General features: G+C 63.4%; 17 protein-coding genes. 15 read left to right on the top strand and 2 right to left on the bottom strand.

Going from position 1 to position 14499, the window contains the following annotated elements:
* Nucleotides 1–9: 9 nt before the first annotated feature.
* The 13 genes from fleN (at nucleotide 10) to ACVRRC_RS08750 (ending at nucleotide 11182) form a co-directional block, all read left to right on the top strand.
* Nucleotides 10–837, top strand: a complete 828-nt coding sequence (gene fleN, locus ACVRRC_RS08690; RefSeq protein WP_017243982.1) for a flagellar synthesis regulator FleN — start codon at nucleotides 10–12, stop codon at nucleotides 835–837.
* Nucleotides 838–854: 17 nt separating this feature from the next.
* Nucleotides 855–1580: an RNA polymerase sigma factor FliA gene (fliA, locus tag ACVRRC_RS08695; protein ID WP_013983217.1), complete on the top strand. Its 726-nt coding sequence runs from the start codon at nucleotides 855–857 to the stop codon at nucleotides 1578–1580.
* A gap of 74 nt (nucleotides 1581–1654) precedes the next feature.
* Nucleotides 1655–2029: a chemotaxis response regulator CheY gene (locus ACVRRC_RS08700; RefSeq protein ID WP_011913679.1), complete on the top strand. Its 375-nt coding sequence runs from the start codon at nucleotides 1655–1657 to the stop codon at nucleotides 2027–2029.
* Between the two features lie 23 nt (nucleotides 2030–2052).
* Nucleotides 2053–2847, top strand: a complete 795-nt coding sequence (locus ACVRRC_RS08705) for a protein phosphatase CheZ (protein WP_011913678.1) — start codon at nucleotides 2053–2055, stop codon at nucleotides 2845–2847.
* An 11-nt stretch (nucleotides 2848–2858) separates the two neighbouring features.
* Nucleotides 2859–5096: a chemotaxis protein CheA gene (locus ACVRRC_RS08710; RefSeq protein ID WP_472996862.1), complete on the top strand. Its 2238-nt coding sequence runs from the start codon at nucleotides 2859–2861 to the stop codon at nucleotides 5094–5096.
* A gap of 50 nt (nucleotides 5097–5146) precedes the next feature.
* Nucleotides 5147–6265, top strand: coding sequence for a protein-glutamate methylesterase/protein-glutamine glutaminase (locus ACVRRC_RS08715; RefSeq protein ID WP_011913676.1), 1119 nt, complete (start codon nucleotides 5147–5149; stop codon nucleotides 6263–6265).
* Nucleotides 6265–7005, top strand: coding sequence for a flagellar motor protein (locus ACVRRC_RS08720; protein ID WP_013983215.1), 741 nt, complete (start codon nucleotides 6265–6267; stop codon nucleotides 7003–7005). Before ACVRRC_RS08715 ends, ACVRRC_RS08720 begins: the two co-directional genes overlap by 1 nt.
* A gap of 5 nt (nucleotides 7006–7010) precedes the next feature.
* The gene (gene motD / locus ACVRRC_RS08725; RefSeq protein ID WP_013983214.1) at nucleotides 7011–7847 is read left to right on the top strand and encodes a flagellar motor protein MotD; all 837 of its coding nucleotides are present in this window, start codon (nucleotides 7011–7013) and stop codon (nucleotides 7845–7847) included.
* 86 nt (nucleotides 7848–7933) lie between these two features.
* A complete protein-coding gene (locus ACVRRC_RS08730; protein ID WP_011913673.1) occupies nucleotides 7934–8722 on the top strand; it encodes a ParA family protein in 789 nt (262 codons plus the stop codon).
* Nucleotides 8723–8808: 86 nt separating this feature from the next.
* Complete coding sequence (locus ACVRRC_RS08735) at nucleotides 8809–9639, top strand: CheW domain-containing protein (RefSeq protein ID WP_017243985.1); 831 nt, start codon at nucleotides 8809–8811, stop codon at nucleotides 9637–9639.
* Nucleotides 9640–9720: 81 nt separating this feature from the next.
* On the top strand, nucleotides 9721–10200 hold the full coding sequence (locus tag ACVRRC_RS08740; protein ID WP_003296576.1) for a chemotaxis protein CheW: 480 nt from the start codon (nucleotides 9721–9723) through the stop codon (nucleotides 10198–10200).
* Nucleotides 10201–10203: 3 nt separating this feature from the next.
* Nucleotides 10204–10617 carry a DUF2802 domain-containing protein gene (locus tag ACVRRC_RS08745; protein ID WP_011913671.1) on the top strand — a complete coding sequence of 138 codons (414 nt, stop codon included), beginning with the start codon at nucleotides 10204–10206 and terminating at the stop codon, nucleotides 10615–10617.
* Between the two features lie 124 nt (nucleotides 10618–10741).
* The gene (locus ACVRRC_RS08750) at nucleotides 10742–11182 is read left to right on the top strand and encodes a rhodanese-like domain-containing protein (protein WP_011913670.1); all 441 of its coding nucleotides are present in this window, start codon (nucleotides 10742–10744) and stop codon (nucleotides 11180–11182) included.
* On the opposite strand, the gene ACVRRC_RS08755 is transcribed toward ACVRRC_RS08750, so the two are convergent.
* Both ACVRRC_RS08755 and fliK read right to left on the bottom strand, forming a co-directional pair.
* On the bottom strand, nucleotides 11163–11495 hold the full coding sequence (locus tag ACVRRC_RS08755) for an EscU/YscU/HrcU family type III secretion system export apparatus switch protein (protein WP_045158424.1): 333 nt from the start codon (nucleotides 11493–11495) through the stop codon (nucleotides 11163–11165). The genes ACVRRC_RS08750 and ACVRRC_RS08755 overlap by 20 nt on opposite strands.
* Nucleotides 11492–13018 (bottom strand): flagellar hook-length control protein FliK, encoded by a 1527-nt coding sequence (gene fliK / locus ACVRRC_RS08760; protein WP_472996866.1) that lies wholly within the window; start codon nucleotides 13016–13018, stop codon nucleotides 11492–11494. Before fliK ends, ACVRRC_RS08755 begins: the two co-directional genes overlap by 4 nt.
* 136 nt (nucleotides 13019–13154) lie before the next feature.
* On the opposite strand from fliK, the gene ccmA reads away from it, so the two are divergent.
* Nucleotides 13155–13790 carry a cytochrome c biogenesis heme-transporting ATPase CcmA gene (gene ccmA / locus ACVRRC_RS08765; RefSeq protein ID WP_011913667.1) on the top strand — a complete coding sequence of 212 codons (636 nt, stop codon included), beginning with the start codon at nucleotides 13155–13157 and terminating at the stop codon, nucleotides 13788–13790.
* Nucleotides 13787–14458, top strand: coding sequence for a heme exporter protein CcmB (gene ccmB / locus ACVRRC_RS08770; protein ID WP_011913666.1), 672 nt, complete (start codon nucleotides 13787–13789; stop codon nucleotides 14456–14458). Before ccmA ends, ccmB begins: the two co-directional genes overlap by 4 nt.
* Nucleotides 14459–14499: the final 41 nt, after the last annotated feature.

The following is a 14499-nucleotide window of genomic DNA, read 5'->3' on the forward strand; positions in this document are numbered from 1 at the left end:
CGTGTGAACATGGGTATGCATCCCGTACAGGTGATTGCGGTGACCGGCGGCAAGGGTGGCGTCGGCAAGACCAACGTGTCGGTCAATCTGGCGCTGGCCCTGGCCGATCTCGGTCGGCGCGTGGTGCTGCTCGACGCCGACCTCGGCTTGGCCAACGTCGACGTGCTGCTGGGTCTGACCAGCAAGCGCACCCTGGCCGACGTAATTGCCGGCGAGTGCGATCTGCGTGACGTGCTCATCCAGGGGCCAGGTGGCATTCGCATCGTGCCGGCAGCGTCCGGTACCCAGAGCATGGTGCAACTGTCGTCCCTGCAGCACGCAGGGCTGATCCAGGCATTCAGCGAGATGGGCGACGAGATCGACGTGCTGATCATCGACACCGCGGCCGGTATCGGCGACTCGGTAGTCAGCTTCGTGCGCGCCGCGCAGGAGGTGCTGCTGGTGGTCACCGACGAGCCGACATCGATCACGGACGCCTACGCGCTGATCAAGCTGCTCAATCGTGACTACGGCATCAGCCGCTTCCGCGTGTTGGCCAACATGGCCCATGCGCCGCAAGAAGGTCGCAACCTGTTCGCCAAACTGACTAAGGTTACCGAACGGTTTCTCGATGTGGCGCTGCAGTACGTTGGCGCCGTGCCTTACGACGAGGCCGTGCGCAAGGCGGTACAGAAACAGCGTGCGGTCTACGAGGCCTATCCGCGCTCGAAATGCGCGCTGGCCTTCAAGGCCATCGCACAGAAGATCGATACCTGGCCGTTGCCCGCAACACCGCGCGGCCATCTCGAATTCTTCGTGGAGCGCCTCATCAGTCCCGCTTCTCAAAGTCACGAATGACAGGTGCCGGATCCGCTATGTATTACAGCAAGGCTCAGGCAAAGGATGCGCAGTACCGCCTGATCGATCAGTACGCCCCGTTGGTCAAGCGAATCGCTTACCACCTGTTGGCGCGCCTGCCTGCCAGTGTGCAGGTGGACGATCTGATCCAGGCTGGAATGATCGGACTGCTGGAAGCAGCGAAGAAATACGACGCCGGCAAAGGTGCCAGTTTCGAAACCTACGCCGGTATCCGCATCCGCGGCACCATGCTCGACGAAGTGCGCAAGGGAGACTGGGCGCCGCGCTCGGTGCACCGCAACTCGCGCATGGTCAGCGAGGCGATCCGCGCCATCGAGGCGAAAACCGGGCGTGACGCTAAAGATCACGAGGTTGCGGCCGAACTTAAGCTTAGCCTCGACGAGTATTACGCCATTCTCGGCGACACGCTGGGCAGCCGCCTCTTCAGCTTTGACGATCTGCTGCAGGAAGGCGAGCACGGCGAACTGCAGGAAGACGCGAGCAGCACCCATCCGGAACCGTTTCGCGATCTGGAGGACGAGCGTTTCCAGCAGGCGCTGGCCGATGCCATCGGTAATCTGCCCGAACGCGAGAAGCTGGTGCTGTCGCTGTATTACGACGAAGAGTTGAACTTGAAGGAAATTGGTCAGGTGCTGGGAGTCAGCGAGTCGCGTGTGAGCCAGTTGCATAGCCAGTGTGCTGCGCGCTTGCGTGCACGCCTCGGCGAATGGCGCGCCAATTGACAATTGTTTGCGGTATGACGTGCTCGGTTTGCTGAGGCATTTTGGGACTTACGGAGGTCGACTTGGACAAGAACATGAAAATCCTCATCGTCGATGACTTCTCGACGATGAGACGAATCATCAAGAACCTCTTGCGTGATCTGGGGTTCACCAACACCGCCGAGGCGGACGACGGCACCACCGCACTGCCGATGCTGAAAAGCGGCAGCTTCGATTTCCTGGTCACCGACTGGAACATGCCGGGCATGAGCGGTATCGATCTGCTGCGCACAGTGCGCGCGGACGAGCGCCTCAAGCATCTGCCGGTACTGATGGTGACCGCCGAGGCGAAGCGCGATCAGATCATCGAAGCGGCCCAGGCCGGGGTCAATGGCTATGTGGTCAAACCCTTCACCGCCCAGGTGCTCAAGGAAAAGATCGAGAAGATCTTCGAGCGCGTCAACGGCTGAAGCAGTAACGCCGCGAGGGCACTATGACGCAAGCAGACCAAAGCCTGGCAGAGTTCGAAGCGACTCTGAAGGCCAATGCACCCCGCCTGATTGAAAGCCTGCAGCAAGGCCGCTTCGATGAAGCGACGCAGATGTTCAACGAGCTCAATCAGGTGCGCAACAACGGGCTCTATCAGGAAGTGGGCAAGCTCACGCGCGAGCTGCACAACGCCATCGTCAAGCTCGAGATGGACACCTGCGCCACGGGCGGCGACCCGTCACCGATCACCGATGCCACCGACCGTCTGTCCTACGTGGTGGAAATGACCGAGAAAGCCGCCAATCGCACCATGGACCTGGTCGAGGAATCGGCCCCGCTGGTGAACTATGTCAGCTACGAGGCCCAGAGCCTGACGGCCGATTGGCAGCGCTTCATGCGCCGTGACATGAATGCCGAGCAGTTCCGCGATCTGGTCAAGCGCATCGACCAGTACCTGCAGCGCAGCATGAACGATGGCAGCCAGCTTTCGCAGAATCTCAGCGAGATCATGCTGGCCCAGGACTTCCAGGATCTAACCGGCCAGGTGATCAAGCGGGTGACCCGACTGATCACCGAGCTTGAAAGCAACCTGCTCAATCTCGTCCTCATGGCGGGGCAGGTGGACCGCGTTGCCGGCATCCAGCACGACCGCGATGCCATGCGCGCCGAGCAAGAGAAGAAAAAACAAGAAAAAATGCCTTCCAACGGTGAAGGTCCGCAGATGCATGCCGATATGCGTGAAGACGTCGTTTCCGGCCAGGACGATGTCGATGATCTGCTTTCAAGCCTGGGCTTTTAGGGGAAGTGAATATGAGCTTCGACGCCGATGAAGAAATCCTCCAGGACTTCCTGGTAGAGGCCGGCGAGATTCTCGAACTATTGTCCGAGCAACTCGTGGAGCTGGAAAGCAGCCCCGATGACATGGCGTTGCTCAATGCGATTTTTCGCGGGTTCCACACGGTCAAGGGCGGTGCAGGCTTCCTTCAGCTTCATGAGCTGGTGGAGTGCTGCCATATCGCCGAAAACGTCTTCGACATCCTGCGCAAGGGTGAGCGTCGCGTCGATTCCGAACTGATGGATGTCGTTCTGCAGGCGCTGGACGCCGTGAACGAAATGTTCAGTCAGGTCCGCGAACGCGTCGAGCCGACGCCTGCCTCACCCGAGCTGCTGGCTGCGCTTGCGCGCCTCGCCGAGCCCGCTTCCGCCGATGCAGCGCCAGTCGTTCCGGCTGCCCCGCAGGTGGTCGCCGAGCCTGAGGCCGAGCCCGCTGGCGCCGATAGCGAGTTCGAGCAGTTGCTCGACGCCATCCAGCCGGCTGCGAGCGAGACGGCTGCGAGCGAGGCCGAACACGGCCCCGTCACCGACGAGATCACCGACGACGAATTCGAGTCGCTGCTCGATCAGTTGCATGGCAAGGGCCAGTTCTCGGCACCGGCTAGCGCCGCAGCGCCTGCGGTACCTGTTGCGCCAGATGCAGCCGCTGCAAAGACCGGTGATGAAATCACCGATGAGGAATTCGAAGCACTTCTCGACCAGCTGCACGGCAAGGGCAAGTTCGAGCCAGTCGGCTCGGTCGCCGGCTCGTCGGCCGACGCGGCCGAAGCGGCCGGCGCCGAGTCCGCCAAGGACAGTGCGCCCGCGGCGTCCAGCGACGAAATAACCGACGACGAGTTCGAAGCGCTGCTCGATCAGCTGCACGGCAAGGGCAAGTTCGAGCCGGCGGTCGCCGATGCGTCCCCGGCCGAGCCCGTTGCGGCAGCCCCGGCAAAGGCGGCACCCAAGGTGGAGCCCGCACGTGCCGCTGCGCCAGCCAAGCCGGCCGCGGCAGCGAGCAAGGCGGCCGCTCCGGCACCGGCCGCGGCGGACAAGGCTCCGGCCGAAGTCGAGACGACCGTGCGTGTGGATACCGCGCGCCTCGACGAGATCATGAACATGGTCGGCGAACTGGTGCTGGTCCGTAACCGCCTGGTGCGCCTGGGTTCCAATAGCGGCGACGAGGCGATGGCCAAGGCCGTTTCCAACCTCGACGTGGTCACCGCCGACCTGCAGAGCGCGGTGATGAAGACCCGCATGCAGCCGATCAAGAAAGTGTTCGGTCGCTTCCCGCGACTGGTTCGCGATCTGGCGCGCAGCCTGAAGAAAGAGATCAACCTGGAGCTGGTGGGCGAGGAAACCGACCTTGACAAGAACCTGGTCGAGGCCCTGGCCGATCCGCTGGTGCACCTGGTGCGCAACGCCGTCGACCACGGTATCGAGATGCCGGAGGAGCGCGAGGCCGCCGGCAAGCCGCGTACCGGTCGAGTGGTGCTGTCCGCCGAGCAGGAAGGCGACCATATCCTGCTGGTCATCAGTGATGACGGCAAGGGTATGGATGCCAACATCCTGCGTGCCAAGGCTGTGGAAAAGGGCATGCTGGAGAAGGATGCCGCAGACCGCCTGAGCGATCTGGAGTGCTACAACCTGATCTTCGCGCCGGGCTTTTCGACCAAGACCGAGATTTCCGACGTGTCCGGCCGCGGCGTCGGCATGGACGTGGTCAAGACCAAGATTTCCCAGCTCAACGGTACGGTCAACGTGTTCTCCACCAAGGGCCAGGGCTCGAAGGTGGTGATCAAGGTGCCGCTGACCCTGGCAATCATGCCGACGCTGATGGTGATGCTTGGCAACCAGGCGTTCGCCTTCCCGCTGGTCAACGTCAACGAGATCTTCCACCTGGACCTGTCGCGTACCAACGTCGTCGACGGTCAGGAAGTGGTGATCGTGCGCGACAAGGCGCTGCCGTTGTTCTACCTCAAGCGCTGGCTGGTCCATGACGCCGCTCAGGAAGAGCAGCGCGAAGGTCACGTGGTGATTCTCAGCGTCGGCAACCAGAGCATCGGCTTCGTCGTCGATCAGCTGGTTGGCCAGGAAGAGGTGGTCATCAAGCCACTGGGCAAGATGCTGCAGGGTACGCCCGGCATGTCCGGCGCGACCATCACCGGCGATGGCCGCATCGCTCTGATTCTCGATGTGCCCAGCATGCTCAAGCGGTACGCGCGCAGGGTTTGATTCGGTCAGGCAGCGCCGCCTGTGTGCGGCGCTGTCGCTAGGAGTGATGTATGGCAGTCAAGGTCCTGGTCGTCGACGATTCCGGTTTCTTTCGCCGGCGTGTCTCGGAAATCCTTTCCTCTGATCCCAATATCCAGGTCGTCGGCACCGCCACCAACGGGCGCGAGGCGATCGATCAGGTGCTGGCGCTGAAGCCGGACGTCATCACCATGGATTACGAGATGCCGATGATGGACGGCATCACCGCGGTCCGGCAGATCATGCAGCGCTGTCCCACGCCGGTGCTGATGTTTTCCTCGCTGACGCACGAAGGCGCGCGGGTCACCCTCGATGCGCTGGATGCCGGCGCGGTGGACTATCTGCCGAAGAACTTCGAGGACATCTCGCGCAACCCGGACAAGGTCAAGCAGCTGCTGTGCGAAAAGGTGCATACCGTCTCGCGCAGTAACCGCCGCTACAGCACCTTCTGCTCTTCAAGCGTTGGTACGCCTTCGACTTCACCGCGTGGCACGGCTTCGGCGCTGCCCGCTTCGACTGCGCCTCGTGCGGGCAGCGCAGCGGCAACGCCTGCGCCTGCGGCCAGCCGCTCTCCCGCGCCCAAGCGCAAGGCCTACAAGCTGGTGGCGATCGGTACTTCCACCGGTGGCCCGGTGGCGCTGCAGCGTGTGCTGACCCAGCTGCCGGCCAACTTTCCCGCGCCGATCGTGCTGATCCAGCACATGCCGGCGGCTTTCACCAAGGCCTTCGCCGATCGCCTGGACAAGCTCTGCCGTATTCGCGTCAAGGAGGCCGAGGACGGCGATGTGCTGCGCCCAGGGCTCGCATTGCTGGCACCCGGCGGCAAACAGATGATGATCGACGGGCGCGGCGCCGTGCGCATCCTGCCCGGCGATGATCGCCTGAACTACAAGCCCTGTGTCGACGTGACCTTCGGCTCGGCGGCCAAGTCGTTCCACGACAAGGTGCTGGCGGTGGTGCTGACCGGCATGGGCGCCGATGGCCGTGAAGGCGCGCGTCTGCTCAAGCAGAGCGGCAGCCAGGTGTGGGCGCAGGATGAAGCCAGCTGCGTGATCTACGGCATGCCGATGGCGGTGGTGAAGGCCAACCTCAGCGACGCCGTGTACGGTCTGGATGACATCGGCCGCAATCTGGCCGAGGCCTGCATCTGATGGACGTACTCAGCCTTATCGGGCTGTTGCTTGCGTTCGTCGCCATTGTCGGGGGCAACTTTCTCGAGGGCGGCCATATCTCGGCGTTGCTCAACGGACCGGCAGCATTGATCGTGCTGGGCGGTACGCTGGGCGCGGTGTTGCTGCAGACGCCGATCGCGGTGTTCATGCGGGCGATGAGCATCGGCCGCTGGATCTTCTTTCCGCCGCGCATCGATCTGGCGCGCGGCATTCTCATGGTGACCACCTGGAGCAACACGGCACGCAAGGAGGGGCTGCTCGGCCTCGAGCCCGTCGCCGAGACCGAGCCCGATCCGTACGCGCGCAAAGGCCTGCAACTGCTGGTCGACGGCGCCGAGCCGGAGGTGATCCGCAGCATTCTCGAGGTTGATCTCTATACCCAGGAGGGCCGCGACCTGCGCGCCGCCAAGGTCTACGAGAGCATGGGCGGCTACTCGCCGACCATCGGAATCATCGGTGCGGTGATGGGGCTGATCCATGTGATGGGCAACCTTGCCGATCCCAGTCAGCTGGGCAGCGGTATCGCCGTGGCGTTCGTTGCCACCATCTATGGCGTCGCCTTTGCCAACCTGCTGGTGTTGCCGGTCGGCAATAAGCTCAAGAGCATCGTCCAGCGGCAGACGGCCTACCGCGAGATGCTGCTGGAGGGGGTCCTGTCGATCGCCGAGGGTGAGAACCCGCGCTCCATCGAGATGAAGCTGCAAGGCTTCATGGACTGAGCGCCATGGCCAGACGCAGAGCGCCGGAAGAGCACGAGAACCACGAACGTTGGCTGGTCTCGTATGCTGACTTCATCACCTTGCTGTTCGCCTTTTTCGTGGTGATGTATTCCATTTCCTCGATCAACGAAGGCAAGTACAAGATCCTCTCCGATTCGCTGGTCGGCGTGTTCAACCAGGTCGACCGTTCGGTCAAGCCCATTCCCATCGGTGAAGAGCGACCGCGCACCACCGAGCCCGACGTTTCGCAGGTCGAGGATCTCACCGGTCCCGGCTCCGGGGAGCCGACGCTCGATCCGCTGGAGCGCATCGCACAGAGCATGCGTGAGACATTCGGCGAGCTGATCGCCAATGACCAGCTGACGATTCGGGGCAACGAGCTGTGGATCGAGATAGAGCTCAGCTCCAGCCTGCTGTTTCCCAGCGGCGATGCGTTGCCCAACGATCAGGCGTTCCAGCTGATCGACAAGGTTGCCGGAATTCTGGCTCCGTTCGACAACCCGGTCCACGTCGAAGGCTTCACCGACAATCTGCCCATCAGTACCGACAAGTTTCCGACCAACTGGGAGCTGTCTGCCGCGCGTGCCGGCAGCGTGGTTCGAATGCTGGCGGCACAGGGCGTCAATCCGTCCAGGTTGGCCGCGGTGGGGTATGGTGAGTTTCAGCCTGTGGCGGACAATGCGACTGCCGAGGGACGGGCGCGGAACCGCCGTGTGGTGCTGGTAGTGTCGCGCAATCTCGATGTGCGGCGCAGCGTGACCGGCGTAGGCAGCGGCAACGCCCGGCCGAACGAAGCCTTGCGTCGTGCTGGCACACAATCTGCACCAGCCGGGTCCATGTAAGCGCTTCCGGGCGCAGTCGTCAAAACACCGTCGCTCTGCCATTTTCAGGCGGAGCCGTTCCGGTCCATTCGCCGGGTGGATAAGCAATGAGAGTCTGGGCTGTAGCCAATCAAAAGGGTGGAGTGGGCAAGACCACCACGTCGGTCGCGCTGGCAGGTCTGCTGGCCGACTCCGGTAAACGGGTCGTGGTGCTGGATCTGGACCCGCATGGTTCGATGACCAGCTATTTCGGCCACGATCCCGACAATCTGGAGCACAGCGTGTTCGACCTGTTCCAGCATCAGGGGACCGTTCCGGAGGGGCTGCCCTGGCAGTTACTGCTGGCCACCAGCCACGAGCGCATCTCGCTGATGCCGTCGAGCACCGTGCTGGCGACACTGGAGCGCCAGTCCCCGGGGCAGAACGGTCTCGGGCTGGTGATCGCCAAGAGCCTTTCCCAGCTCTGGCAGGATTTCGATTACGCGATCATCGACAGTCCGCCACTGCTTGGCGTGCTGATGGTCAATGCCCTGGCGGCGAGCCAGCAGCTGGTGATTCCGGTACAGACCGAGTTCCTGGCGATGAAGGGGCTGGAGCGGATGGTCAGCACGCTGGCGATGATCAACCGGTCGCGCAAGCAGGCGCTGCCGTACACCATCGTGCCTACGCTGTTCGATCGCCGGACCCAGGCGTCGATGAACACGCTCAAGGTGCTGCGTGCCGGTTATGCCGATCACCTGTGGCCGGCCTTCATCCCGGTCGATACTCGCCTGCGCGATGCCAGCCGCGCCGGCCTGACGCCGTCGCAGTTCGACCCGGCCAGCCGGGCGGTGATTGCCTATCGTGCCCTGCTCAAGCATCTGCTGGCGTCGCAAGCCTCACCGCAGGTGGCATGAATGGCATGCCGCTCGGCGGCTGATGGCTCAAGTTTGTCGCGCACATGGCCGATAGCCTGTTCAGATTCTCATCACGAGTTCGCTCCATGAACCGCACCGTTCTCACCGAAACCCGATCCCAGCAGGCGCTGCAGTCCTATCTCGATGGGCTGCTGCAGGATGCTGCCATCGAGCTGGCGGATTCGGTCAGTCAGGATGAATTCAAGGCCGCGGTGCTCGAGGAGCAGCTGCGCGATATCCGGCAAAGCCAACCTCCGCGGCTGGAAATCGTGCCGTCCGCGCCGCCGGTTGCCGTCCCCGAGACGGCTCCTGTCGCTCCGCCCCTGGTCGTTGCCGAAGCAGTAGCGGCGCCAGCGGCCCCCGAACCGGTCGTAGAAGTGCTGGTGGCACCGCCGCCTGCCAGCGAACCGCTGGAGGTTCCGGCACAAGCACATCCGGGTTGGGGTGATGAGCCCTTCGAGTGCCTGCTGTTCGATGTCGCCGGGCTGACGCTGGCGGTACCGCTGGTGTGTCTGGGTTCCATCTATCCGCTGGCAGGGCAGGAACTGACCCCGCTGTTCGGTCAGCCCAGCTGGTTTCTTGGCATACTGCCGAGCCAGGCGGGCAATCTCAAAGTACTGGATACCGCGCGTTGGGTGATGCCGGACCGTTATCGCGACGATTTTCGTGAGGGCCTGCAGTACGTGATCTCTGTCCAGGGCTACGAGTGGGGGCTGGCGGTGCACCAGGTGAGCCGCTCGATTCGCCTGGACCCTAGCGAGGTGAAGTGGCGCACCCAGCGTAATCAGCGCCCCTGGCTGGCCGGCACGGTGATCGAACACATGTGCGCACTGGTCGACGTGACTGCGCTGGCCGAGCTGATTGCCAGCGGTGCGGTCAAGCATATGCACGACGCGGCGAAGCCGAAAACACATTGACACAACCAACGAGGGGGCCGTGCTTTGCGCGGCCCCACGATAGAATCGACCGCCAAAGCGGTAACTAGAGAAGGTGGGACTATGAAGATGACGTCTGCGCAGGGTTCCGAAGATCCTGTTCTGCAATGGGTGACCTTCCGTCTGGACAACGAGACGTATGGCATCAACGTGATGCAGGTTCAGGAAGTGTTGCGCTATACCGAGATCGCTCCGGTGCCGGGTGCACCTAGCTATGTGCTGGGCATCATCAACCTGCGCGGAAACGTGGTCACGGTCATCGATACCCGCCAGCGCTTCGGTCTGGAGCCGGCGCCGGTGTCGGACAACACCCGCATCGTGATCATCGAAGCCGACCGCCAGGTCATCGGCATCATGGTCGATAGCGTTGCCGAGGTGGTCTACCTCCGCCAGTCCGAGATCGAAACCGCGCCGAACGTGGGCAACGACGAATCCGCCAAGTTCATTCAGGGCGTTTGCAACAAGAACGGCGAGCTGCTGATTCTGGTCGAACTCGACAAGATGATGAGCGAAGAAGAATGGGCCGAGCTTGAGAGCATCTGATACATGCTGATCGCGTCGCTGGTCGCATCGCTGGTTGCGCTGGCCTTCTGCTGTCTGGGACTGCTGGGGTTCTGCCTGTGGCTGCTCAGACGGCAGCGCCTGCTGGCCGAGCAACAGCAGCAGCGTGACGCCAGCAGGGACAAGCGAATCAAGGAGCTGAGCAGCCGTCTGGATGCCTATCTGGAGGGCAGCCTGCGCATGGGCGACGAGCTACGCGAACTGAGCCGTACCGTTGCCCCGTTGCCGGACAAGCTCACTCAGCTGGAGCAGCGCGATCCCAACAACTTCGCGCTGTCCCAGGCCGCCAAGCTGGTCGGCATGGGCGCCAGCATCGACGACCTGACCCAGTCCTGTGGGCTGTCGCAGTCCGAAGCCGAGCTGATGAGCAAGCTGCACAAGGCCCGTCAGAAGCCCTGATCCCGGCTGATCGAGCCCCTCGTCGGCCTGATCGGAACCTCCTGAATCCCCCATATTCCAACACCGTATCGGCTTGGCTTAGCTGAGCGCATCCATGTCCCGGCCTGGGACGAGGAGGGCAAAGATGCGGCGCATACTGGTTGTGCTGTTGGTCGTGGTTTCGTTTGGCGCGCATGCTGCCGAGGCCCCGGACAATGTCGACGGGGCGATGACCGTCAACGTCTTTCAGGCCAAGCGACTGCACGAGCTGGGCGCAGTGTTCATTGACGTCCGTGCTGATCGGGAATGGCTGTGGGGACATGTGGAAGGCGCCGTACATTTCGATCTCGCCAGTGACTTCGTGAGCCTGGCCGGGCCGGAATGGCCCCGCGAGCTGCCGCTGGTGATCTACTGCGACAGCGAAGTCTGCCCGCGCAGCGCGGAAGCGGCGCGCATGGCTGTCAGCTGGGGCTACACGCGGGTGTTCTACTTCCGCTCGGGCTATTTTGCCTGGCAGCTGCACGATTTCCCGCAGGTCACCGGAGAAGACCGGGCGGCCGCCACGCTCAATGCCCAGGCCCACTGAGCAGCGGCAGGTTCGCCGTAGAACCGGAGTCGGACGCTGTCTGAAAACCGGGTGGATACTTGCCCTTGAGATACCAGGCGAACGCGATGATCTCGGCGATGGTCCGGTACAGGGCCTCGGGAATCTCGTCGCCCAGCTCCAGTCTCGCCAGCAGTTTTACCAGGTCGGCGTTCTCGTAGATCGGCACCTCATGTTCCCGAGCGATCGCAAGAATCGCCTCGGCCAACTCATCGTCACCCTTGGCGCTGAGGCTCGGCGCGTTGACGCCGTCGTAGCTCAGGGCGATGGCTTGGCGCGGCTGCTTGTCGGTCATGCTTTTTCGTCCACGAAACGTTGTTCCAGCGTGGTGCTGGGACCCTGCGGCGGTGTGCCCTGGCGGCAGCTCAGTTCGCCTACGCTCAGCCCGGCCGCTTGCAAGCGCTCGCGCAGATGAGCTAGTTCCTTGGCGACCAGCTGGGCGGTGGCGCTGCGCTCGGCCCAGAGCTGGCTGGACAGCGTTCCGCGCGTCAATTGGGCCTGAACCTGCAACGGGCCGAGCGGAGCGACGTCGAACGCCAGTTCGATCTTCCACAGCGGATCACCGCGCTCCTTTTCCTGTCGTTTCGGCTGGTCTTCGCGCTGCAGCTTGATCTGCAGTGGCACGATGTCGCGGTGGTCCCGCATCGGCAATTCCAGCTGCCAGGTGGTGACCATAGTGCCGTCGGGCCCGACCTGTGTCTGCGCCAGGCTGGAAAGCTGGTGGGTCTGGAGCCTCGATACGGCAGCGGCAGCGAGCTTGAGCAGCATTTCCAGATCGGCTTCTTCCTCGAGACCGGGCGGTAACCTGGCCGGCAGCGGAAAGCCGAGCGCGAGCTGACGCGGACTGTTCTGCGCCAGCGAGCCCAGCGCTTGCCGCGCGAAGGCGGGCAGTGCCTGGCCGATGGCGCCGGCCTGCGCTCCCCCCAATGGCGTACTACCCGGCAGATTGGGCATCTGCGCCAGCAGGCGCAGCAGTCCGGCCTTGAGGTCGCCTTGCAGCCCATCGGTATGGCCGGCAAGCAGGCGGGCCTCCAGGAACACGCCGCTCCGAGCCAGCGCTGCTGCCAGCGCCTTGGCGTCGCCCAGCTGCTGCATCTCCGGAATCAGCCCGAGCAGCTTCTCCGCCGCGCCGCGCAGCCCTTCCGGGAGCGCGCCCGGCGCGCCCTGCAGCGCCCTGAACAATCCTTCCAGCGAAGCCTGTCGGTTCTGCTGCGCGCCCAGTTGCTCACCGACATGCAGTTGATCGAGCCGACCGCTCAGTGGCAGAAACGCCAAGGACTGGCTGTCCTTGACCTGCGCCGTCAAAAGACTGCCGAGCGCCAGCGGGTTGGCCGATTCGATGCTGAGTTTCTGCCCGGCGACGGGTGAGTTGAGCAGGCTGACAACGATCTTGAAAGACGTTTGCCCATCCTCCGTGCGCTGCTGGCTGGTCGCCACGACGCGGCCCTGGATCACGCTGCCTACCGGAAGCTGCTGCAGATCGATCATCGAGGCTGGCTGGCGTCCGGCCGCTTGCGGCGTGGCCAGCAGACGGGTATCGGACAATGCGGTGACGACCAGCGCCGTGCCGGCCGCGGCGGGTTTGTTGCTGCTGACTTCAACCGTGGCCTGGCGTCCGCTGCCCATGGTCAGGCGCAACACCAGGCGGAACGCTTCGGCGGCCTCCCGGATGCTGACCACTTCGGCTTCGATCTGCTCGCCAGCTGCCAGCAGGTTCTGCATCGGCTGCAGCACCTTGAGGGCGAGATCCTGTGCCGCTACAGCCGGACGTGTCGCGCTGGTCGGGGGCAGGGCAGTGGTACTCTTGATCTCGGTCATCTTTCCTCAAATGCTCTTACAACCTTTCGCGTTTGCGGCCCTCGGCACCTGGGGTTGCCATGTATAATTCCGCCCGCCTGGCCCTGATGCCTGAGTATAGCGGCCGGGCCTTTTTCATCTTGAGGTGTCGCCAGCCGTGTCAACTCCCTTTCTCGAAGCTGTAGCGCTCGCCTGCGAGCGGGATTGGCGGCTGTTATTCGACAAGCTCGATCTCCGTCTCGAGCGCGGCGAGATGCTGCAGATATCGGGCCCCAACGGCAGCGGCAAGACCAGCCTGCTACGCCTGCTTTCCGGTTTGATGCAGCCGACCTCCGGCGAGGTGCGGCTCCAGGGGCAGCCGCTGGATGCCCAGCGTGGCGAATTGGCGCGCAACCTGTTGTGGATCGGTCATGCAGCCGGAATCAAGGGGCTGCTGACTGCGGAAGAAAATCTCACCTGGCTCTGCGCTCTGCATCAACCCGCGGGCCGCGACGCGATCTGGCAAGCCCTTGCCGAGGTAGGACTGCGGGGCTTCGAAGACGTGCCCTGTCACACCCTGTCCGCCGGTCAGCAGCGTCGCGTCGGCCTGGCTCGGTTGTATCTCTCGCCGCCGCCCTTGTGGATCCTTGATGAACCCTTCACCGCGCTCGACAAGCATGGCGTGGCGCAGTTGGAACGGCATCTGGCAGCCCATTGCGAGCAGGGCGGGCTGGTCGTGCTGACCACCCACCACAGCCTGACGGAGAAGCCCATCGGCTATCGTGAGCTGGATCTGGGGCAGCGGGCCGCATGAGCAGCGTCTTCACTCTCCTGCTGGCGCGCGAGACTCGCCTATTGTTCCGCCGCCCAGCCGAACTGGCCAACCCGCTGGTCTTCTTCGCCATCGTCATCGCGCTGTTTCCTTTGGCGGTCGGGCCGGAAACGCAATTACTGCAGACGATTTCGCCGGGACTGGTCTGGGTTGCCGCGCTGCTTGCGGTTCTGCTTTCGCTGGATGGCCTGTTCCGCAGCGATTTCGAGGATGGTTCCCTGGAGCAGTGGGTCGTTTCGCCGCACCCGCTCGCGCTTCTGGTGCTCGCCAAGGTGCTGGCACACTGGGCATTTTCCGGCTTGGCGTTGGTCTTGCTGGCGCCCCTGCTGGGGTTGATGCTCGGCCTCCCGATTGGGACCATCCCGGTGTTGCTGGTATCGCTGCTGCTGGGAACGCCGATCCTCAGCCTGCTCGGTGCGGTCGGTGCGGCGCTTACGGTTGGGCTCAAGCGCGGCGGTTTGCTGCTGGCGCTGCTGATCCTGCCGCTCTACATCCCGGTACTGATCCTTGGCAGTGGTGCACTGCAGGCGGCGCTGCAAGGCCTGCCGGCGGTCGGACACCTGCTCTGGCTGGCCAGCCTGACCGCGTTGGCCGTTACTCTTGCACCCTTTGCGATAGCCGCCGGGCTGAAGATCAGCGTCGGCGAATAGCGATACCCAGATGGCCGGCATGTGCCGGTCGATGTAACGAA

This window comes from Stutzerimonas sp. LR2, from assembly GCF_055755175.1.